The organism is Bacillus sp. FSL K6-1338 (assembly GCF_038006965.1).
In the GTDB taxonomy this organism is placed as follows: Bacteria; Bacillota; Bacilli; order Bacillales; family Bacillaceae_G; genus Bacillus_A; species Bacillus_A thuringiensis_S.
Map to the genome: position 1 here is coordinate 22713 of NZ_JBBOWI010000003.1, position 22541 is coordinate 45253.

The window sequence follows — 22541 nt, forward strand, 5'->3', positions numbered from 1 at the left end:
CAATAAGGTTTGTACAAAACACCTTGCAATCCAAAGTTTTACGTTAAATAAAAAGAATCCATTTTGAAAAAAGAATGATCAAAATGGATTCTCCTCTAGTTTAGCTTACTGATTATCAGTGGCTTCGATACGTTCAATCATTTTCATTACATCCTCTACTATGTCTTTAGAACACAGCTAGCGTATTGTGTTTTAGATGAATTTATTCTTAACTTGTTGCTGATGTGAAGTTGAACATTATTACATTTCTTATTAAAGTATCTCTGGACTCTATGAAAGTCGTTTATCACAATAACTCAAAATACACTTTTTAAATGCATCTGGGTCAATGTTGTGATTAGCCAAAAACTTATCCAGTACTTCACTTTTTAGTAGACACTCAATCAATTGACAAAAATGTTCTTCACAGCCCTTTTCCCGTTCCACTTCGGGCTTATATGGTTCTCCTGATCCGTCAGGATTAGGGTATATAGCATCGGCATCGCCACCTAACGCATTTACCTTCTCAGAAAGGAAATGAAGGTAGCGCTTGAAAATAGGATACCATCTGTTGTCAGATGGAATGGTACCGGCAATATACTTCATTACCGAAAGAGTACGTCTCTCTTCATCTAGGATAAGTTCTGCTTTACTAACTGGTATAGTGAACTCAAATGCACCTATTATTTTCCGATTAATTAATCCACTCACCTGATGAACACTAATCCGGAAATTCTGACCATAGGTAATATTATCCGGTAACTTAATACTTAACAATACCGGAATATTTTGCAAACTACCGCTAGGAAGTGACAGCCAAGAGGCATCAGCAACTTTAAACCGGATAGTATGCTTATTCACTACAGTAAATGAAGCTTGGCTTTTTCTTTTGCTTGAAAGTTGTATAATATCAGTGGTATCAATATTCGAAAAGTAAAGAGTAACTTCACTCTCTTTTGGTAGATTGTACCAACGGAATAACAATTCATCTGGATAACCACGTTTAATCATCTTTTCATCGGATGGTTTCACTTCAAAAGTGTGTACAGCAGTGTGAGAATCCGGTCCACCAGGGTTATCCGAGTCTATAATAGCTAGATTTCGTTGAGAGAGATTATCACTACTACCAGGCGTTTCACCCGGATTAGTCGGATCAGGATCAAAAGCAACTTCTGCTATGAGACACATATGTCTACCACGCATCAATTCCATAATACTTCTGCAAGAAGCTTCAGGCCATGGCCCATCAGTATTGCCCCGATTAATTGGAAATCGCTTTCGAGTTTGGTTGATATCGAGCCAACAACCAAAATACATCGTTACTTCAGTTCCTGGGGTAGGCGTAATATCTTTAACCTCATAAATGGGATCAAGAGTCTGATAAATCATAGAGGTTGCTCCTGGGGCCCCCTGAACCGTCTCCACTCGTTCGCTTAGAAAGAAAGGTATGCTAACAATCTCATCACCCAAACTACCTAGTAATGGTACAGTGTTATTATGCTGCCTGTAAATTGTATTCTTGTCGTATTCCAGTGATGTACCTACAGTATTGAACATACGGAAAAATACCTTAACCTTCTGTGCTACAGTAGTATTGGCTCGGTAACGTACTCTGGCAACTGCAAAGTTGTATACTGCTTTTGGAAAAAACGGTCCAAACAATCCCTCACCCTTAGTTGCAAGTTCTAACCTTGAAGCTCCAACAGGGTCAATAGAATTAAATGGGTGAGACCCATTGTTTGGTGTACTATTGAACTTGTCGAGCACCTTTTTTATAAATTGGTAGGGTGCATCGGGATCATTTCCTAGTAAGAGATCGCCGAGTATGATATCTCCGAATTTAATATCTCCTTCAGTAGCTTTGAACACACGTACATCTGTACTGAGCCAATGCGGATTATTCCTTGCTGGATCAACATCAATCATATACGGATTTGGTGCCTTCGTAAGATCTAGTGTTTGAGTGCAAGTTTGATTTCCAATTGTAAAGCTAACTCTAACCTTTCTCCTATCGGTAAAAGTGCTAAACAAATTCATATTATTAAATCTTACATGGAATGGATACGTGACCCGCTGTGGAATATCCGGATGACCAGGATCAGTTTCAAGCAACCTACCTCCAGGAACTAACGTAAGATTCTCAGCTGGTATCGGATCATTGGAATCATCCCAGCTGAGTATAAACGATGGGTTTTCCTTAATTTCAGTGTGAATGAGACCGTCTATATAGAAATACAGTGCATTTGTAAATATAGCTTGTCCATTCCCACCTAACGATTTTACTTCTTCTTCAGAGAAAGTGCTACGATCTGTGATAACTGTGCAACTGAGTTGAGTTAATCGGATGAATTTCGCTTTCTGACATGGATTTCCATTGACATCAATCACCCAAAGCATATAGTAACCAGGAGGAGCTACATTCCCATGTGGTGGTACTTTTACTTGCAACGTATTTCCGTTCCTCCCACTTATTTCTAAACCTACGTATCTTTGATCGTTGTTCGTTGAATGTGTAACTGAACCGTTACGGATAAGAGCAACACGTTGAATATTAGTTGCAGACTGATCAAGTAAAATTTCAAAGGATTCGTTATATATTAAGAATGTAGGAGCTTGATTGATTTTGACTCGAGAAGGTACATTTATGTAATCTGGTTCGTACAGTTCAATTCTTTTGACACCGACAATATCGGGATTTCCGGAATTAGCGTCTACGTTACCACCAGCTACCCATACTTTTCCGTTCGGAAGTAGCAAAGCAGTTGAGTGATAATTTCGTGTGTGTACTGCAGCTTCTTTCACCGACCAAGATTCGGAATCCGAGTAAGAACCCGTCTCCCAATTAATACCTGGATTGTATATCTCAGTTTGAAGAACGGGTTCTTCTGGTGAAACTACATTTACTCCACCTACAAGGCAAACTTCCCCATTAGGTAGTATCACTGCGTTACTATACACGCGTGTTAGATTTCTGACACTATCTGCACGCGGAGCTGTATCTTGCCATTGTGGTGTTGAAACTCCAAGATCGATTTTTATTGGTGTAGTGTCACCGCAGAAGAGTACACGTGGCCGGTAATCCTCCTCTGGAAGTAAGGGAAGCAACACAGCTGGCCTGCTCCAATCTAAGTATCCGCCGAGACTGGGTTCAGTAATTTTATGACCCTCATAATTTCCCGTGTCAGGGTTGTATTGGGTACTAAAATAAGGACCAGAGTTCCTTTCTTCTTCAATTGTAGAAAAATTAACTGGCATAGGAGTAGCAAAAAAGATCCTTCCATTAGGTAAAAGGAATGCTCGAGGATAGTATAGAAAGCGTACACCATTAACTCCAGGTACTATTGGATACGCCATCAATTTATCATTTGGTAGGTTAGTCCAACTATTGCTTGTTATATTGTATCTCTCAGGCAATGTGTTACGGTGGCGAAAATCTTTTTGCATTGGATGCCCAAAAAAGGCTATGACTTCACCATTCCCTAATGTTACAAGACCTGGATACCAACGTCCGCCGCTCGATTCTTCATCAGGTTGGTCTGGGTTTTTATTCAACTGAGCAGCTTCAACCCATTTCCGTTCATGTGCGTTATATAACCAGCATCGCCGGTGACCTAGGAAGTCAAGATTATGTCCATGGATGTCACTTTCTGGCCATTTAGCTGTTCCACCGGCTATGAGGAGACGACCGTCGGATGTAAAAGCATGGTGGCTACAAAACACATCAGAATCAGGTGAAGGTACATTTATTTGAAGAATACTTTGTGACTTAACATCATAAATTCGAGTTTTTTTAAACTTTTCTCCTTCTATCGATTCTTGTTGATCAGGCCAATGTTCATCACCGCCAAACAAAATTACTTGACCTTCCTCACCTGAAGGCACTAAAGCAGCATGTACAGCAAGTATTTCAGAATCAATAATTCTACTATTCCAAGGCATAATATTTTTTCCTCACTTTCATTAATATAAGAGAGCGAGTGGATGTCTTGTAATATACTGTTTTTAACATAAGCTGGCACATCAAAACGCTTCCTGAATAGTTTCCCCTAACAAATGTTAATATATACCATTTTTAACGAGTTAACTATTTTTTTATAGTTATCATTTAAAAGATATCTTTTCCCAGGAAGCATGGACATGACATAAAAAAGAGCCATATTAATATGGCTCTTTTTTATCTATTTTATTGCTAACAATTTATCTTATAATAGATTTATTTTTATTGTATCCTCAAGGAAGTCTGCACAAACCCTTACTTCAGGTAAATGATTATTCCTTATATACTTTTTCCACTCATTAAATTGCTCACCAACAACCTTAGGCTTATTGTTACAAATGTAAGTTACTAAGTTTGCATATCTAGCTAATAAATCGAGATCACTGCGTGTTAAGAATTCTACATCTTCAATTAATGATGTTAAATAACAATTACTGTATTTAATCAGTATCTCATAATCACTATTTTCAAAAAATGTAGGAATTGATTTTGCGATTTCTATTACTATGTCAATTGCCATACTTACAATATCCACTGAACCATATTTTATTAACTGAAATATTTCAGTTTTAATCCGAATTGGATCTACATTAATTTTCTTATTCTCATTTGATAATAAACAATGATATAATGCTTGCATTGCAGCATTTGCACAATTAATTTTTTTATCATTCAGCCTATCGATTAAATAATCAATATCATACTCACCATTAATATCTAACCTTTCTAAACAAGGGATTAAATAAAATGACAAATCTTTTCTTATTTCCATAATATCTAAAAATATTTCCCTTATTTTAATTAAATCACTTTCAACTAAAAATTTTTTAGGAACAGTTCCCAAAATATTATCTCCCAAAATATAAACTAACAGTTCTAAATTGTTTACACTATGATAATACCTATACTCCTTATCGTGTTCTATTGCTTTAAATCCTTGCTTTTGGTTTTCCCACCAATAATAAAATTTTTCTAACCACTTTGTATATGTCCCTCCATTTGGCTCATTTTCATTTTTATCTATAAAGTTACTAGGAAAAACTCGATATAATTCCTTAAAATATGTTTCTAAATCTTTACTTCCAATAAGCATGCCTGATTTATAAAACTCAGGTATTTCTTTTATCATAAATTGAGGTACATCTATTAATTGAGGTTTTTGAAATAAGCTAACGGTTTCCATCATAGCACACTTTAATCTAGTACTTTGTTTTCTTGGATACTCTTTTATATAGGTTAACAGCTTATTATAAAATTCTTGAGGTAATTTTTTAGTTCGAGCAATGGCAATTATTTTAAGAAATGCTACATCATGATCTTCATCATCTTTTAATTTATTAAATAGCTTTTCAATCTGGGTTTGTGACAACTTAAATTGACATAATTTACTCTGTTCTTCAAGACCTTCTATAATATATTTAAGGAACACATTCCCCATTACTACCTTATCATCATTTTCTAGACTAATAATATTACTCTGAATCAACATTTTACAAAAAGATTCAGATTGAACAATGTTTTTTGATACGATTAACCTTATTAAAAACCTGTTCATTAAATTAAGTTCTTTTGATTTTAATGTTCCTTTTTTCTTAATCAATTCTATTAAGCTCACATCTATATTTTCTTTTTCTTTACTTGGTAAAATGAAGTAAATCCTAGAAATAACCTCCAATTCAATACTTACATCTAACCTACTATGAGATTTATTGAAAACTGAATTCATCAAATAACTAATTATGATATCAAGATTAGATTTTTCCATTGAATACACAAATTCTCTTGAAAACACGTTAATTATGCCTTCAGAATCTATAGTTTGTATCTTTTTAATTTGACAATATGTCGGATAATGCTTTTCTAAGTTTCTTATAGCTAACTCTAGATCAGAATTATTAATTGTAGGTAGCATTAAAGTTTCTTGCATCTGCATGACAGCAAATGAATTTAATAATGCTTTATCTATCAATATAGAATATGTAGTTTTAATTCTTTCTATTCCAGGATCAAATCCATCATACCTTACTTTTTCATTTGCTTTTCCGCATTCCATTACCGAAATAGCTGATTGTTCATACTCTTTTCCTGTATCACAATTTTTACTATTTAGAAATCTAAACCTATCTTCTTTCCCTTTATTCTTTAAGTGATGCAACACTATACTTTCTAATGACATTAATCGATAATCATCGGGTTTTATAGCAAGTAAATTTCTAATCGTTTGTAAATACTCAATCAACAATTGATTAGCTTTAGCATTTTTGTGAATCCTGACATAAATAATTGCCTTTTTTATACCCCATTCTATCTCAGTTTTTTCCACATCCCATTCATTCATCATTTTTTCTATGACTTGAACATCACTATTTAAAGCGTATAGTATTTTTTCATATTTTAAATTATGGCTTTGTTTCTTGTTTAAGTTGAGCTTTTCTAATATTTCTTGATACTTTAAGAAACCAAGATTATTAAATTTAAGTCTTTCTTCTTTTAATAGTCGAAGTAGCAATGGAATGTATTGTTCATTACTCTCGTCTAATTCATCTATTAAGACCCCTAGTTTAATTGAAAAATCATTAAAATTTATAGGAATATAGAATTTTTCACAACACCATAATATCTCTTCTAAATAATCAACTATATTTATTGATGAATTCAAAAGAATTGTTATCTGCTCCTGAATGACTGATACATATTTCTTTCTTATATCAGTTGGCATAACAATCCAATTAGGATATGTTTCTCGGTTTACTTTAAAGTTTTCGATATTATTATAACTTTCATATGGCCACTTTGTTTTCTCTTGTTTATTTTTGTAAGTAAGATATTCAAATATATCTGTAAACATAGTAGGATATGGGTTTTCTAATTCTCCATATATTTCTTTAAAATCAATTAAAGTAATTCCTTTTTTTGCAAGTTTTTGTAATCTGACTTGATCCTGTCCATCACAATCTATCATATAAATTTTTGGCATATGATCACCTAAATTATCTTTTACCCAAGTTGTCCATCTCTCAAAATTGGGATCATCTCCGGAAAAACCAATCAATACAAACGTAGTTTCCATAATAGATTGCTGGACCATGTTTACAAATGGTCTAAAATATTGTTGATAATCTTCATAATCCGTTTTTGTAAATATAAAAGGTCTATGCGCTGGAAAACTTCCATGTAACTTCACTATACGTGGTTGTACAGAGCTTGGGATATCATTAACATCATAAATAACCTGATAGTTTCGCTCATAGACTCTTTTTTTAGCACGTTCTAATAAAGTATCATAATTCGTAGTATAAACATCCGCCCATGGAAGCTTCAATAAGTCATGATGAATACTATCTGGTTCATAATTATCATCAGGGATAGCTTCTTTTAAAATTTCATCCAGACTCGTCCTTCCATATTCTTCAACAAATATTTGGCTAATTGCTAATACATCTTTTTTCTCAATATTTGAATGATGGGGTAAATCTTGTATTAGACGCGTTTTTAAATCGGACCAAAGAGCCATACCTTCAAATGAAGATTCTACTTTTTTTGCATTTAAGCTAAATCCTGCCCCAATCATCACTGACACCCTACTTTTACCATCTTTCATCCAGAGTCTGTCTCGAATAGCTTTTAAATGGGGATACATCGTTAAATTATCTTGAAAGAATTTTTCAACATCTTTTTTCAATTATAAATCGCCTCCATAAAACAACCTTTTCCTAAAATAAATTCATAACCTCTTGTCTCTCAATCCTCTTATCAAGTTTAACTTTCGTATTATTATTTAACCTTTTTTCACCAGATAACATTCTTAAAAACGTTGAATACGAAATGTCAATTTCTTTTGCTAACTCACGAATACTCTTATTATTCTTATCTTTTTACATGTTCATTTTTTCATTATAGAACTCGATACTATTAGGAATTTCTTGATTTAGTATATTTAATGGATTCTCTTCAATGATTAGTGACCTTTCTTCCATCTCATTCACATTCACTAATGGTGCCCGCTGCTTACTTTTCCAATAATTTTCCTCCTAATTGCTTCTAATGCAATTATATCAATTGCTACTAAGCATTTATACTAGTCTATTTATAGTTTTACTATTTATTTACAAATTACTATCAACTTATATTCCTTGTATCTAGAATAAGCAACCATTTCCCCTTGTTGCTTACTTATCGATCTAAACAAGCAACACCAAATGACCGAGAAAAAATGGTAATATATTTGCTGGTGACATAAATGATATCGCTCACCATAGAACTTATAGAGCAGTATGTTCCCTTAAAACTTGGGTTAATGTTAAAGAGAAATATCTTCTAGGGGATAGTACTGATTTAAATAATGCTATTTTCTCATCCTCTTGCGAAATTTTTAACAGGTGTGTGAATCTGTTAAGGGAGAAATAAAAATTACATTTGACGAATTAATAAATACATTATGATTTTTATAAAAATACTATTTTTAATCGATGTAACTAGATAATCAAAAAAAGAGCTATTGGAAACATACTTTGTTCGTTTGTTTCCAATAACTCTTTATTAATTATATTAAACCAAAATTTATAACAGATTAACTACCTCTTGACGCTCAATCCATTTATCTAACTTATTATGTGTTTCTTCACTTAATCTTTTTCTTTTGCCTGTTAACAGCTTTGAAAGATTAGATGGTGATATCTCTATTTCTTTTGCAATATCTCTTAAACTACACTTATTTTCTTCTTTATATTGGAGAATCTTCTGCTGATACCAATTAATATCCCTATTTACCTGTTGCAGTTCTAATTGAGGTGTTTGAATTTCTTCTGTCTCCATATCCTGTACTTCTATTACTGGGTCTTTTACCAGTGTTTCCATCAATTTATTCTTAGGAGTTATTTTTTTCTTTTGTAAAAGCTCTTGCTGTAACGATACTAACTCATCAGTAGGTGTAACCGTTACTTTAAGGTTTAACCAATAATTTTCAAGCCAGTTACGCCCTGAACATTTCCCCTCATCAATCGGTGTTTGGTACTGCCAATCCTTTATTACTTCATCTCGCATTAAGTCATCTAATGTCTTTTCGAATACACTCCTTATTCTAGCAGGATTTTGATTCATACTTACCCCCATAACACTTAGAAGACCTTTTGGACCACCAATTGAATAAGGGTGTACTAAATGCTGATAAGCCTGCTGAATTCGCCATCTCCAACTTAAATACCTGGTCAACCTTTTATGATATCGTTGCTGTTTACTATTGTATTCAAGTGCCTTTTTCGATAATAAACCAGTCAATTTTTCCGATCCAAATAAGTACTTAGATAAAAACGTCCCTGGTGCTACATTCATACTTTCAATACCAAGCATTTCGTCAGTCTCAATATCTTTAGCAAATACAACCTCATCCATTACAAATAGCCTTCGTACACGTTGTTTTTTATAAGCAAGTGATTCACTAGGGTTCTCATCATCATTTAATATAACGATTTCATTGTCTTCGTTTACATATATAAAAATCGTTGCAAGTGCAGCTAAACGCTCCATAATTTTTAAACGGTCCTCTTTTCGATAATAAGACTTACCATTTTTCACCTGCTTCATGTTACACATTTCTAATATCTCTTCATAGCCTATATGTACTGAGCTATTTTCAGTATTTGTGGACTTCACCCAGATTTCAGTTACAATATCTAGACAATCTGCAGTTAAATCATCCATTACTCGGTCAACAAATGTAGAATCAACTAATGTATTCCATCTATTTAACTCCTCTGCGCCCCTTAATTTCATATCTCCATCATTAAAGCGTGATGATACTACTACAAGACTATTATTCTTATCTGGTAGCTCAGCAATATGTGCATTTAATTCCTTGTCTTCTGTAAAGTTATTTTTTGCGATTGTATCAGTTAAATGATACATAAAACCGGCACTACTATGTTCAATGTAATTCTGCTGATTCTCTGTATGTTTATTTACTTGTTTTTGTTTTACTAAAAGAATTTCAAATTCATTTTCAATTTCGTTAGCAAGTAATTCATATACTTCAGGTCGGTACCCCTCTATCTGGGCAACAATTTCCATAATACCAACACCTTTGGATTCCTTATACGATATCCAATTTGCTAGTTTTTTAAAGGAAGCAGATGTATACATAGGATCATCTATATAAGCTACGTCACTATTAATTAATGTACAAAGCCCTTTCCATTTGTGGAAGATGCGCTCGTTATTTTTTACATTTTGAAATAGTGGATATGCCACTAATAATGTACTTTGAAACAATTGTTTTAATTGATCCATATTTCCTCCAATATACATAAATATGTAGTTGATAAATTCTTTATTTATTTGTTTCCGAAAGTTCTTTCAATAAACAAATGCACTCTTCTTTTAAATCATCTTGATTTTTTTTTAAATATATTAAAATGTTTTTCATATTATTTATTTCTTCTTTTGAAAATAACGCTGGCAGCATCGTACGAAGACGTATAGTACCTAATAAACTATCACTATGGACATATTCGAGTATTTTTGCTATTTCTGTGTTTGAATTATAAAAAGAAGGTAGTGGATTATTAATGTATAAATTCATAAATTCAAGTGCTAGAAAGTCTGCATAGATATGATCATTCTCTACTTTACTTTTTTCTATTTCTTTCACCAGATTTCTCATTGTATTAATAACTGTTGCATTAGAGCTATTTACAAATTCACATAAATACATTAAGTCTAAAATTAACATATTAGCTGTATCATTATAATTTACGCCTTCATGTAACCTACCATGTGCAGCTTTATTTCTTAATTCATTAAATTCATACTTAAAGTATTCATGACATTTAAAACTTTTATCTTTGCTTACAATTTTCTCTACTTTCTTAGTTATCGAACCACTATCTATATCTGATCTTGTTATCCCTAACTCAATACAATAATCATATATTATCCCTTCAATTTGAAGAGGTATAATTTGGCAAAATAATTCCATTTGTCCATCCTTATAGATATCTATCGCCTTTTCGAGCATGCTCCTTTTACTTAAAATGTGATTTCCCTTTATAATTAATAAAATTTCTTCTTCAATTTTATTAGAACTTATATAACTATCTATGCGTTTATTAAATTCCAGTTTATCTTCACTGTATAGAATTTTAATTTCAGCTTTTTCACATGAAGACATAAATTTCAATTTATATTTCAATCCATCAAAAACGGACATCTTATAATCATCTTCATTACCCCTGAAAGGATATGGAACTTTTAGATTTTTCTTAAAATCAATTTCTTTTCCGAAATTGATAGGGGTTTGTTTATAGGCTTTAACCTTTTTATATACGTAATTATTCATGCCTTCTGTGATATAATTACAAATTTCTTCTTTAGCAAAATTAAGCTTTTCTACTAAATATTCATATTTTCTCTTTGTATACTTGTTATTACTCTCAAGTTCTTTCTGTATTCTAAACTCCTTTATCATGAGATCTATTGTTTTCAAATCCTTCATGACTTGAAAAACCTCTTGGTTAAAGGCTTGATATGGCTCAATATCTTTTTTAATCCCCATTATTTCGTGGGCTACTAAATGATAAATTCCCTCTTCTTCATCTGCTAAATCTTCCAATTCATATTGTTCACCAATTATCCCCAAAACTTTCTCTATATCTAAATTAAATACATCAGTCTCAAGATCATTACTTATATAGTGACGTGCAAGTTGAGCTTTATTTAAACTGAAAAATAATCCTTTATCTATTAAATCTCGATTAATTTCTTCTGTTCTCCGAGCCATTATTACCCTCCAGATAAATGTTATATATAAAATCAACTATTATATTTTTCTTCTTATATTTAATCATACCTTGCTAACTTTTCAGATTCAATTTGTATTGTTTCTTCTTTTTTCGGAGGAAACATTTTTCCCAAGCTGCGCGTCTAATGAAAAAAAGAGGAAACAACATCAACCAAACAAACTACTTTTTGGAAACAAATTTCTTCTTAAAATACAAAACAGGAAACACTTTTCCCAAGTCGTGCGCGTATTTTTTTTAGAAACATCGCAAAAACCCCTTTATTTCAAGGGTTCAATCATATAATCATTTTTTCAAAACATAAATAAACTCTATTTTTTTCCCAAGTCACGCGCGTAAAAAACAGGAAAACAGGAAACATTTTTCTCAAGTCGCGCGCGTAACTAAAGAACAATGAATACAAAATGCGATTATATCAATGTTTATTATCATTTCCCTGTTTCCTCTAGTATTAAAACAGGAAACATATTTTCACAAAAGTTGCACATAAAATTTTTTATAACTTTTTTTTGAAGCCTTGTAGCTCAAGGGTTTAGCTTGTGTTTCCTCTTTTCAAAAGCTCTCTTAAAGGGCACGTTTTTACAAAATTCATTTTGCTATAATCAAAATTGGTATATTTTATAGTATTTTGGCATATATTTCTGAATTTGTAGAACGGAGGTGAAAAAGATGGGGAAATCATTTGTAATACGAAATCAACGTAGCTTAAATGGGAAAACAACCAATGCTGTGTTAGTAACACTAAAATCTTGGCAAAAGTTTGTGGAAACTTTTGAGGAGAAATACTACAGCTATAAAGATACATATTTAGAAGATATTCTGCAGCACATGACATACGAAGAACGTATTGCTGACGTAGAAGGCTTTGTCGAAAAAGTCAAGCCATCTTTTTCACGTCGCGCAATGTCTGCAATTGCAGAAAAAACCGGAAGAAAACATAAATTATACGGTATTACGAATGCAGATCTTGAAGTATTCTTGTACTTACATAAAAAATGCTATACAAATGGTGTCATTCCAAATGTAACAATACATATGATGTGGGAAGATTACAAGCAATATAAAGAAGAGCTTGCATACATTCAGCATTCTCAATTCTATATCGCTTTGAAAAAGTTAAGCTTACATAACATTATCTCTATTGAAAATGGCTTAGATGGCCGATATACAATCAAACTGACTCATTTTCTGAATGAGGAAACAGAAAAAGCAAATCCGTACGTATATATTAGTCCTGTTGTATTTACAAAGGCTTTCTTTAAACTATCTGTAGCAGCTAAGAAATTATTCTTAGACATTGCGATGCAACAACATACGGAAACAACATTAAAGCGTTCTTTGGACAAGCAGGACGAAAGAGGAAACAAAACTCACTTCGGTGGGATGTATCGTTTCTTACATAAAAAATATCCGCATCAGATTCGTGCGGTTATCGAGGAATTAACAACTGCATTACCATGTACGGGGAATCCCCTATTCAAAATTTGCAAAATGCAAAAAGGTGTAAAGCATACAAAACGATATACGACATTATATCTGTCTATCCATTCAGACTTCTTATGTTCGAAAGAAGCTGGAGAAGAACAACATAGGGATCCATTTACACCAAAAGCTACCTATGCTCGAAAAGCGAAATTTATCGAAGCAGTCCTACAAGAGATGAATATCGGTGAACTGTCTGCAGACATGAATAAGTTCATTCATGTCTTAAAACATACTTGTCATCGTCAAATTCGCAGTGTCATTCGTGGGCTTCGTGATATGGTTGATCGAAAAGAAGGATATCCAACGAAAATTGTATATACATTGAAAAAACTATTGCATCAGACATCTCAATATCAAATTCTTGATACAGCAGCGAAAGAAGGTATCTATCCTCTTATTGCGCAGCACATACCAAAAGAGAGAAATAGTGACCGTGAGCAAGCTGTCTTTAATTTTGGTCTACATTATTCTATGTACTCTCTTCATAACATTAAGAAGATGTTTAAGAATGTGCATGCACTACTGAAGCAGAAGTTTGCGGTACCTGTGACGGAAGAGTCTTATCACCGTAATTATCTAAAATACCAGGAAGAAACGTTATTTAGAAAATATGCATATGATCAGGGAGTGAATCTCCATGCATATTTCGCTTTAGAAATTGAAATGCGTGAAAAACTAAAAGTTCGTGGCCATAAAGAACGCACGATTCCAAGTGATGTTCGTGAATGGTTTATCGAGGCAATTGATAAGCTGCCACAAGAAAAACTTCGTGTTATTGAACTACCAAAGCAGTTTAATTTACTAGAGTTTATGCGTACCTTCGAACGTTTAGTACGATCTGGAGTAACAATAACATCTCCAGATCAGGTGCTAAACGCAATGGAAATATAATAATAGTAATGAGCTCTCTATTTTTGAAAAAATCGAAAATAGAGGGCTATTCGTGTTTGTTTGATTAGTAATCCATTTCTACTACTCTACTTATAAATACCAAATCGACAGGACTTCATATAAAATGGAGTCATTTTTTATGCAATTCTATACAAATTCGATTCTAGCAATATATAACTCTCCACATAACACCAGGGAGTATTCTTCTAATCTATTAAAACCTATCTTATAATACCTACAAAAAATCAAAAGGAAAATTATAAAAATAGTGGATATGCGGACAAATATGGTTCAATGTGTATATAATCTTTCTAAAATCATTGTAATTACTAATGTTGTTGTATTTATCTAATAAAAATCATCAATAATAATGTGAGTTATGTGTAAACACTGATTAATGTTAACAAATAGCACACTAATCTGGATAAAATGTGGATAATTGAACACTAGATACTACTGTATTAACAAAATTAAGAAAATAAAGCCTATTTTCTTAGTTGGATAAATATAAAGTGATTTGTATCAATTTCTTTCCGATTTCATGTAGAAACATATGATTCTCTTTATGTTTTTTTGTAGAATTGATAGTCTAATAATCATTGAATTTCCGGATACATTTTCTACTATTTATGATTTTTTACGTTCTAACATCAGATTTTCCCTTGTGGAAGTAGATCTTCCCTCTATTTTTGATAACCTATAATAGTTTTATCTTTAATTCTTTTTAATATATAAGATATATATTTATAATAGATTTTAATAATATTAGTTCCTAATGTGCTATAAATTTTCTTCTTTAGAATATAACAAATATTAAAGGGAATAATATCTTTATTAACTTGATAAAAGGAGTTGTTTTAAAATGTCAAAGTTTGATATTAAAATGCCATCCTTTGATGATATTAAAATTGGTGGAACATTAGGAGATTTGGGAGAAGAAGCCAAAAAACAATTAAAAAAGTTGGATATAAAGGATATAAAAGGTTTAGGTGATATTTTAGAAAATGCTCATCCTGAAATAAAAGTGTTAAAAAATATTTTAGACGAATGTCAAACGGAATTAGAAAAACATGATATAAGTTTTGAAAGTTTTACTGAATGGACATTAAAAGGTTATACTGCTGGTTTTGGTTATTGGGCTTACCAAATGCATCAGACACAAGGAATGTTTGATATTCCTGCACCTAGGGTTGTTGGACAGTTTATGTTAAATGAATACAAACAATTTGCTCCAGCAGCAGTACCTGTAGGTGGACCTTGTACTGTATTAGTTAGTACTGGGATCATTCTTGTAGCAACAATTTTCAAAATAAATAACGAAAAATATACTGAAGTAGCAGATCAATTAATAGTAGTAGCCCCAGCAGTAGGGGCAGCTGTTTGTCAAATGGCTTGAACGTTTGTAAATTATTTATATTCATTTATTTATAATATAGAATTGAAAATATTTGTAAATACCGTTATAATAATGGTAATTAAACATATCATTACCCACATACAAAAGGACAAACCTACGTATCCCTACCAGGGCGAGGTTTGTCCTTTTTTCATTTTAATAAACAATTCATATTTGGAGGATTAAACATGACTGTACTTAAAGATACGACTTACTTAGATATAGATACCTATAACGAGATTAGATTTTTCAAAGGAATATTTTGGGGATTAGTTTTTGTAATTCCTTTTTGGAGTATTATGATAACCCTATTTAATTTACTTTATAGATAATAATCAACATCTTCAAAACGCAAAGGGTTGTTTGTCCGTTTGCGTTTTGGAGATGCCAGCAACCGTGCGTAGCAAAGGGCGGTAGCAGGTCTTTCACTTATTTTCTGTTATAATATATCCTAAGAAATTAGGTGATTATTATGAACGAAACAATTTGTTTAGAGAAAACATTAGAGGCTTTTTCAGCGTATTTAAATGAAAAAGGACGAAAACATTCTACAATTCAACGTTATGCATACGATATTAAGGATTTTTTTAAGTGGTTAGAAGTAAATGAAATACTTTTTCATATCAAATCATGGAATGAACTTTCTGAAGCAGACTATCAGATGTATTTCTCAGAGTTAGAAGACAAACGTAAATATTCTCAGAAAACAAGACACAGAATATGGGTTGTTTTAAAGAAGTTACACATGTTTTTAGGTATAGTTAGTCCGTTGGATGGTATTAATCTCTCTTTAATTCCGGATCAATCACTAAATGATAATGATTTTATTAACGAAATGGAAGAAAAGCTTTTAAAGCAAACTGTTCTATCAATAAAGGGATTAACGGAAAGACAAGCGCAATATCGGCCTTTAATCATGGATAGAAACGCTTGTATAATTAATTTAATAGTAAACTATGGTTTGTCTTTACAAGAGCTTGTATCGCTTAATATGAGCCATATACAGTTTGCTAGAAATATATTAATGATACCTGAGGAAAATGGAGCAACTAGGTCTGTTTCTTTAACTATGGAAGATACGCAGCAGCTTTATAAATATTACACCACTATTCCGGAACCTGTAAGACCTAGACAACACACAGATAATCCCCTATTTGTGGCATTTGATTTTAATCGAGGTACGTATCGATGGGTGTACGAAAATGATGCACCAAAGGCTTTGTCTGAAGTTGCTATACAAAAGATGATACGACTTGAAGTGAAACGTGCAGGATTGAATAGACGTATCTCGGCGCAGCAAATGCGAAATACATTCATTATTCGTCTTATTAATCTAGGAATATCAGAAGATAAATTGGTAAGCAGGATGGGGTTCAAAACTAAGATATCTTTAAAAAGATATTATCAATATTTCGAACAAATTCAACTCAAACATGTTTAAAACGATACAGCAAAAGGAGATTGAAATAATGAGTAGAACAAATATAGATACATTTAGACTGTTAGGGGATTATTATCAACATTGGATCGAAGAAGAACTTTTTAGTGTTTTAAAATATGATGATGACATCTTTATTTTAGAAGAAAAAAAATCTCATAATAAAATAGTTATAACACGAGAAAACCTTATCACGCCAGAGAAGTCTATAACTAAAGGATATGAATGGTACGGATTAGAATCTTGTTTTAAGAATTATAATTATGAACTGGACAATAAAAAAATAAAGTATTCTAATGATAAGGGTTTTTATGCTAACAACTATGCTGAGTATTTTTTTCAATATTCTAAATTAGAATTAGAATTTCAACTAGGGAGCTATTCAGAAACACCAGTATTAAATTTTAAAATCGATGATGTTGAATTTGAGATTGGCATCGCAAGCGAAACATTTAAATTGATGTTTAATCATATATCAATGGATAAGCACTTTGAGTGGGATAATTACTACACTATTAAATTAAAAAATGTAAAAAAAGATTTGCTGGAAGATTATCTTCAAAATGCATTGTACTATTTGTACAAGTATTCTCCTTCAGAGTACGACGGTGATTATCCACATATTTATCAATATTCTTATTACTATGATAGTTGGAATCAAATCGAGGATGTAGATGAGAGTGAATTTGTTAAGAACTTCAGCTTGGGTAAGTATACTGAAGCATTAGCTTTTTACAATGAAGGGAAATTAAAAGGTGATTTTTTAAGTTTTTATAAAGTACTAGAATATTTCTTTTTAATCAATAGAAAAGATGAATTTAAATCTTTAATTCTCGACTATAACCAGAATGAAGACATGGACAAAGTTCTTAAAGAAATAACAAAAGTTTATAAAACAAATGAGGACGTCTTATTAGAAGTTCTTTTAAAAAAAATAAACCATTTAGAGCCTATAATAGATGCAGCATTTTCAAAGGGCTTAATAAGTAGTAAAGGCGATAAGAAAGAATTCGCAAAAAAATTATATGAGTATCGTAACAGTAGAGTACATGGAAAAAAAGATACAAACCTAAATTTACTAGTACCGGCTATATTAAGTTTCGATAGTAATGATGAATGGGAGATAGTAATTGAAAATGTTGCTGATTTGGTTATAAAACAATTTTGTTATTAGTAATTATTTCTTTCTTGACCTAGAGGTTAAATAAAATGTCCCGCCTACACTTTAAAGAAAATATCATCACAACCTTTTTTTAAGTATAGTGTAAACTCATATTTTATATTAATTAAATAGAACGAGAATTGGTTTTTGTTTATAAAGCATCATATCGCGAATTAAAACAGAAATAAATGATTAGAATATATTTTAAATCACAAAAGGCGTATTTCATTTATGAATACGCCTTTTGTGATTTAATTTTTCTTAGCTGCCTTTGTATTTATTTCTTTAATTACATTTTTATTAGTTTTAATTATTTCATTAAAGTGTTACTTCTTATTCTTTTCTATGTATTTAATAAGTTCTTTAAATTTCATTATGATCTTCTCTTCTCTTATATTTTCAGTACTTCCTCCAACTCAAAAATAGAAAATATTTCAATCCGTAAAAATCCTTTTAGAGCATTCCAAAACTCTCCATGGTCATCTAATGCTACCTGGAGAATATTTTCCCAAACATCCATCCCAATCTCATTATATTCAGGGCTTCCTTTTATAAGGCATCCTTTATGTATAGTAAATGAAATCGGATCAGTTTTTATATCTTGATATAGTACAAGTGTAGGAACCCAATCAATTGGAGTATATAAGTGCATAAGATTCTCCAAACATTTCTTTAGAACGCTATTGTCTCCTATGCAATGTATTTCACCGCTTATTGTATCCATTATGATTTTTTCACTCGGATGTATCTCTCTAACGTAAAATGGTACTTGCTCTTCATAATGTTTATATATCCTTTTAAATGCTTCTATGGCCTTTTCTATTGATGTCGCATTAATAAAACTGATTTTATGTTCTGTAGTAATTTCTAATATGTATAGGCGCATAATTATTAATCCCCCTATATTTTCTATATATTAATTGATACAGTGTATTATCTTACTTTTAATTTAAAGAAAGTACCTACTTTACTGGTACTCTCTTTAAATATAGCTTCTATTTATATGTTAATCTATTAAAAAAGCCTCGTTTCCTAATTCCTTAAGTATTTTTGCAAAGAGATGGTTTGTCTCTTCGGATAGTATTTCCTCTGTTTCTATTAATCTAGACAGTCTATTTGTAAACTCTGCAGCATACAAAAGCTTCGTACTATCTTTTTCATCTTCTTTAAACAATTGTTCATTCTTCATGGATTGAATTAAGAGCTGAATTAGCATTTGTTTATGTTGTTCGTTCTTCTTTCCATGGTACATATCCATTCCTAACCAATGACAAACAATTCGTTCAGCGTCTCTTGCTTCTGTTACATCTACTCTAGATACAACAAAGGTTAGCTTGTTCCATGTTAATTTTGCAACTTCATTGGAATAATTTGAAGGAAAAAAGAAAAAGCTTTGTTGTGTAATTCTTTGTCGCTCTTTAATCCAACGAAATAGTTCCTGCTTCCCTAGATGAATATCTATTTCTACAAAAAATACGGGAAATGGAGACGTTGTTTTTTCCTCATTTATTGTACAATCGGGCTTGAATACCAATTCACCTAGATATGCGTGGTGTACAGGTTCCAATTCATCTCGATATACTCTAATTCCATCTGTTTCATACCAGGCTTGTAGTACTGCCTCAATTTCTTCTTCAGAAATAAGACTTGTATTCATTTCTTGTTGTGTAAAAAGTAGATACTCTAAAAGCATTCTTCTACCTTCTACCGTAAGCCCTCCTGGTGCATATTCTCCTTTTTCCGTGCGATCAAACATAATATAATCATATTCAGCATGATTTTGAATTGAAAACAAGTCCGAACCCTCTTTATTTTCGTTTCTAAGGAGTGTTTGCAGACTGCGCCTATTCATTACATTCCGGTAACGAATATCGTTTCTAATGGAGCGTAAGAAGCTTTTCCATGATTGTAGATAAGCATAATCCGTATACCCCTCACTTATTAGCTGGGTTAGCATTTTATCCTCACCATTCATCATCAGGCAAGTCCAACATCCACTACGTGAGTTTGCAGCTCCACAAGCATTTCCCTGCTGTTTCCCACCTGTTTTGATGCCGCATTCAAACATAGCCTGTCCATACTGTATGCTCATTTCTTCCACATCTACACCAAAAGGCAGTATCCCTCTATCTAAAAGCAACATCCATACTTCATCACCGGTTAAGAATTTGACTGGATTAAAGCAGAGTATATTTTTCATGTCATTGTGACGTGAAAATAAAGATTCATTACTTACTGCATATTTTTGAATACTATGTCTTCTACGTGCGCTTTCTTCGTTACGAACGGCCAACGCAAGGACGCCATCATACTCTTCAAAGCAGTCTACTACTTTTTTAGTTTGGGAATCTATTAGTATTTCCTTCATCTTACGTTGCATGGGTTTTACTTTAAGGGAATCAGTACACCATCGTAGTCTACTATTTCCTGTTGGTGGAAGAACACCTCTACCTAGTAGTTTGTACCAATATGAATCTTTCATTAATGGTCTCACACTATGTACTATAAACGGAAGATTATACTTATCCGCACTGTTTTGGATTTTCTTTAATGTACGTGAGATATACGCAGTCATAACAGGTGTTTCTACCCCAACCTCGGAAGTTAATATATGAATAGGTTTTGTACGATCTTCTAGCGACAGCTCGGAAATCGCATCCCATAGCAATGTCAACATAGCAGAACTATCTTTCCCCCCGCTATAACCTACAAAACAACAATCGCGAGATAAATAGAATTTTTTCATTTCCTCTTTAATTTGTGTGTAAATGTCCATAATTATATTGTTAGCCCCTAGCAAAATAAGATTTTATTTTGTTATGTATGGGGCATTCCTCCTCTTTTTTAAATAGAAAAAGAGAGTCCCTTATCATAGGCACTCCCTTTTATATATTTCCTCTATTTTTAATCGATTTCGATTTCATTTATATTTAGCTTGTTTAAGATCTTTTTATAAAAACGCATTACTTTTTGAGCATGCTGTATAGCAAGTAACCCATCTTGAACGATAAGGGCTTCAAAATACGGATAACGAATGTCAGTAGCATAACCATTTAGCTGCACGCATTGTTCTAAAATCAATGAGAACTCCTCATCTAATCTACAACAAAATTTATGCAGCATTAAAAGGTTATGAGTTTTAGGGACTGGTCTACCGTTTAGTGCAAGAAATCCTTTTAGAAGTTTCTCCACACATTGTTGACTATGATAACAAATAATTGCAGTGGGGAAAGGTTTCATATCAGATAAGTAAATAGCAGAATCTAAATCGGATTTTGCTATGAATACCCACTCTTTTAGATCCTCAATATTTCTCATATAAGATCGTCCCTTCTAGAGCAATCTTATGTTCCATAGTTACAGTACGGCTAGCACGTTCTTGAAACTCTTCTGGTCCATACACTAAAATATCAACTGGCGTTTCCATTACATCGTAAATCCCCCAATTGATACGATTAATGACTTCTCTTTTTCTTTCTCCTACACCTTCCACAACAATACAGAGATCAAAATCACTGTCTTCATTTGGTGTGCCATATGCATGAGAGCCAAAAAGGATGATTTTTTGGACAGAAGATACAGTTTCACGAATCTTTTGCACCAATAGGTCCAATTCCCTTTGTACCTCTTCGTTAATCCGAATCACCCCTCGGATAATGTAATTAAATTGACGTTTAAGTATATTATACATGCGTTTCTCTTCTCCCTGCTATTATATATATTTTTTTTATTGTTTTCTTGTTTTCCAACGTTTTGCAATGCTTGATAACATTCGTATACCTGCTTGAAGTCTTATAAGGGCTTACGTCTGCACTACTATTTCCTCTTTTACTTATTAAAACAGTATATGGTACAAGCTTTTTTCCTTTTGCGATATTGATAATAATGCTCATTGTAGATATCCCCCTAGTTTTATTTTGAAAGTGTATTTCCTAAGTTTCTTAGATATGAAATTGATAAATTTGTAATCCTATGTACGGTGTACAAGTCAAATGAGTGCATCAATAGTACCAATGCAGCATGAATTACTCCTTCCTCCTGCACAATGGAAATAACATATTGAAGTAAATTCGCCTGCTTAATAAGTGTATGTATATATACTGGATGGGCATTTGAATCTATACAAGTATCATTCCTCTGGCTGTCAAGTGCTTCATATATTTGATTTATCTCTACCTTGCACATAAATTTAAATAGCTTATAGTCATGATGTGGTTCCTCTAATATTGGCTGAATCTTTGTAAGCAGAAACATATAATGCTTAATATTTGTAAACATTGCGAATTGGATAGTTTTAAATGTCCTCATAATAAAAGAAGGAGACAAAAAATATGCCTCCTTTACGCCCCCTTGTATATTTATTTTAGAAATCTAAGCTACCCCCTGTTATTGAATACTCA

14 protein-coding genes and 1 pseudogene are annotated in these 22541 nt (G+C 32.3%); 4 read left to right on the forward strand and 11 right to left on the reverse strand.

Annotated elements, in window-relative coordinates:
* Nucleotides 1–270: 270 nt before the first annotated feature.
* From NZ044_RS29485 to NZ044_RS29505, 5 genes and pseudogenes are all read right to left on the reverse strand, one after another.
* Entirely contained in the window at nucleotides 271–3918 is a 3648-nt protein-coding gene (locus NZ044_RS29485; RefSeq protein WP_098349523.1) for a galactose oxidase early set domain-containing protein, read from the reverse strand.
* A 263-nt stretch (nucleotides 3919–4181) separates the two neighbouring features.
* The gene (locus NZ044_RS29490; protein ID WP_240525149.1) at nucleotides 4182–7658 is read right to left on the reverse strand and encodes an SIR2 family NAD-dependent protein deacylase; all 3477 of its coding nucleotides are present in this window, start codon (nucleotides 7656–7658) and stop codon (nucleotides 4182–4184) included.
* Nucleotides 7659–7689: 31 nt separating this feature from the next.
* A pseudogene (locus NZ044_RS29495) lies at nucleotides 7690–7992 on the reverse strand (helix-turn-helix domain-containing protein); the annotation flags it as partial.
* A 544-nt stretch (nucleotides 7993–8536) separates the two neighbouring features.
* The gene (locus NZ044_RS29500; protein WP_098349524.1) at nucleotides 8537–10261 is read right to left on the reverse strand and encodes a helix-turn-helix domain-containing protein; all 1725 of its coding nucleotides are present in this window, start codon (nucleotides 10259–10261) and stop codon (nucleotides 8537–8539) included.
* Nucleotides 10262–10301: 40 nt separating this feature from the next.
* Entirely contained in the window at nucleotides 10302–11750 is a 1449-nt protein-coding gene (locus tag NZ044_RS29505) for a hypothetical protein (RefSeq protein ID WP_340950233.1), read from the reverse strand.
* 688 nt (nucleotides 11751–12438) lie between these two features.
* Between NZ044_RS29505 and NZ044_RS29510 the strand changes: the two genes are divergently transcribed.
* The 4 genes from NZ044_RS29510 (at nucleotide 12439) to NZ044_RS29525 (ending at nucleotide 18153) form a co-directional block, all read left to right on the forward strand.
* Nucleotides 12439–14145, forward strand: a complete 1707-nt coding sequence (locus tag NZ044_RS29510) for a hypothetical protein (protein ID WP_340950235.1) — start codon at nucleotides 12439–12441, stop codon at nucleotides 14143–14145.
* A gap of 862 nt (nucleotides 14146–15007) precedes the next feature.
* Nucleotides 15008–15541, forward strand: coding sequence for a hypothetical protein (locus NZ044_RS29515; RefSeq protein ID WP_098349541.1), 534 nt, complete (start codon nucleotides 15008–15010; stop codon nucleotides 15539–15541).
* A gap of 472 nt (nucleotides 15542–16013) precedes the next feature.
* The gene (locus NZ044_RS29520; protein ID WP_098349540.1) at nucleotides 16014–16982 is read left to right on the forward strand and encodes a tyrosine-type recombinase/integrase; all 969 of its coding nucleotides are present in this window, start codon (nucleotides 16014–16016) and stop codon (nucleotides 16980–16982) included.
* Between the two features lie 28 nt (nucleotides 16983–17010).
* On the forward strand, nucleotides 17011–18153 hold the full coding sequence (locus NZ044_RS29525) for a hypothetical protein (RefSeq protein WP_098349539.1): 1143 nt from the start codon (nucleotides 17011–17013) through the stop codon (nucleotides 18151–18153).
* 379 nt (nucleotides 18154–18532) lie between these two features.
* Here NZ044_RS29525 and NZ044_RS29530 read toward each other — a convergent pair whose 3' ends face one another.
* The 6 genes from NZ044_RS29530 to NZ044_RS29555 all read right to left on the reverse strand — a co-directional run bounded on the left by NZ044_RS29530 (nucleotide 18533) and on the right by NZ044_RS29555 (nucleotide 22449).
* Nucleotides 18533–19027: a hypothetical protein gene (locus NZ044_RS29530; protein WP_098349538.1), complete on the reverse strand. Its 495-nt coding sequence runs from the start codon at nucleotides 19025–19027 to the stop codon at nucleotides 18533–18535.
* A gap of 120 nt (nucleotides 19028–19147) precedes the next feature.
* A complete protein-coding gene (locus NZ044_RS29535; RefSeq protein ID WP_098349543.1) occupies nucleotides 19148–20920 on the reverse strand; it encodes a phosphoadenosine phosphosulfate reductase family protein in 1773 nt (590 codons plus the stop codon).
* Nucleotides 20921–21045: 125 nt separating this feature from the next.
* Nucleotides 21046–21459 (reverse strand): HEPN domain-containing protein, encoded by a 414-nt coding sequence (locus NZ044_RS29540; protein ID WP_098349537.1) that lies wholly within the window; start codon nucleotides 21457–21459, stop codon nucleotides 21046–21048.
* Nucleotides 21446–21832, reverse strand: coding sequence for a nucleotidyltransferase domain-containing protein (locus tag NZ044_RS29545; RefSeq protein ID WP_000282360.1), 387 nt, complete (start codon nucleotides 21830–21832; stop codon nucleotides 21446–21448). The genes NZ044_RS29540 and NZ044_RS29545 overlap by 14 nt, the downstream gene beginning before the upstream one ends.
* Nucleotides 21825–22034 (reverse strand): hypothetical protein, encoded by a 210-nt coding sequence (locus NZ044_RS29550; RefSeq protein ID WP_098349536.1) that lies wholly within the window; start codon nucleotides 22032–22034, stop codon nucleotides 21825–21827. Before NZ044_RS29550 ends, NZ044_RS29545 begins: the two co-directional genes overlap by 8 nt.
* Before the next feature lie 19 nt (nucleotides 22035–22053).
* Nucleotides 22054–22449 (reverse strand): hypothetical protein, encoded by a 396-nt coding sequence (locus NZ044_RS29555; protein WP_098349542.1) that lies wholly within the window; start codon nucleotides 22447–22449, stop codon nucleotides 22054–22056.
* Between the last annotated feature and the right edge of the window lie 92 nt (nucleotides 22450–22541).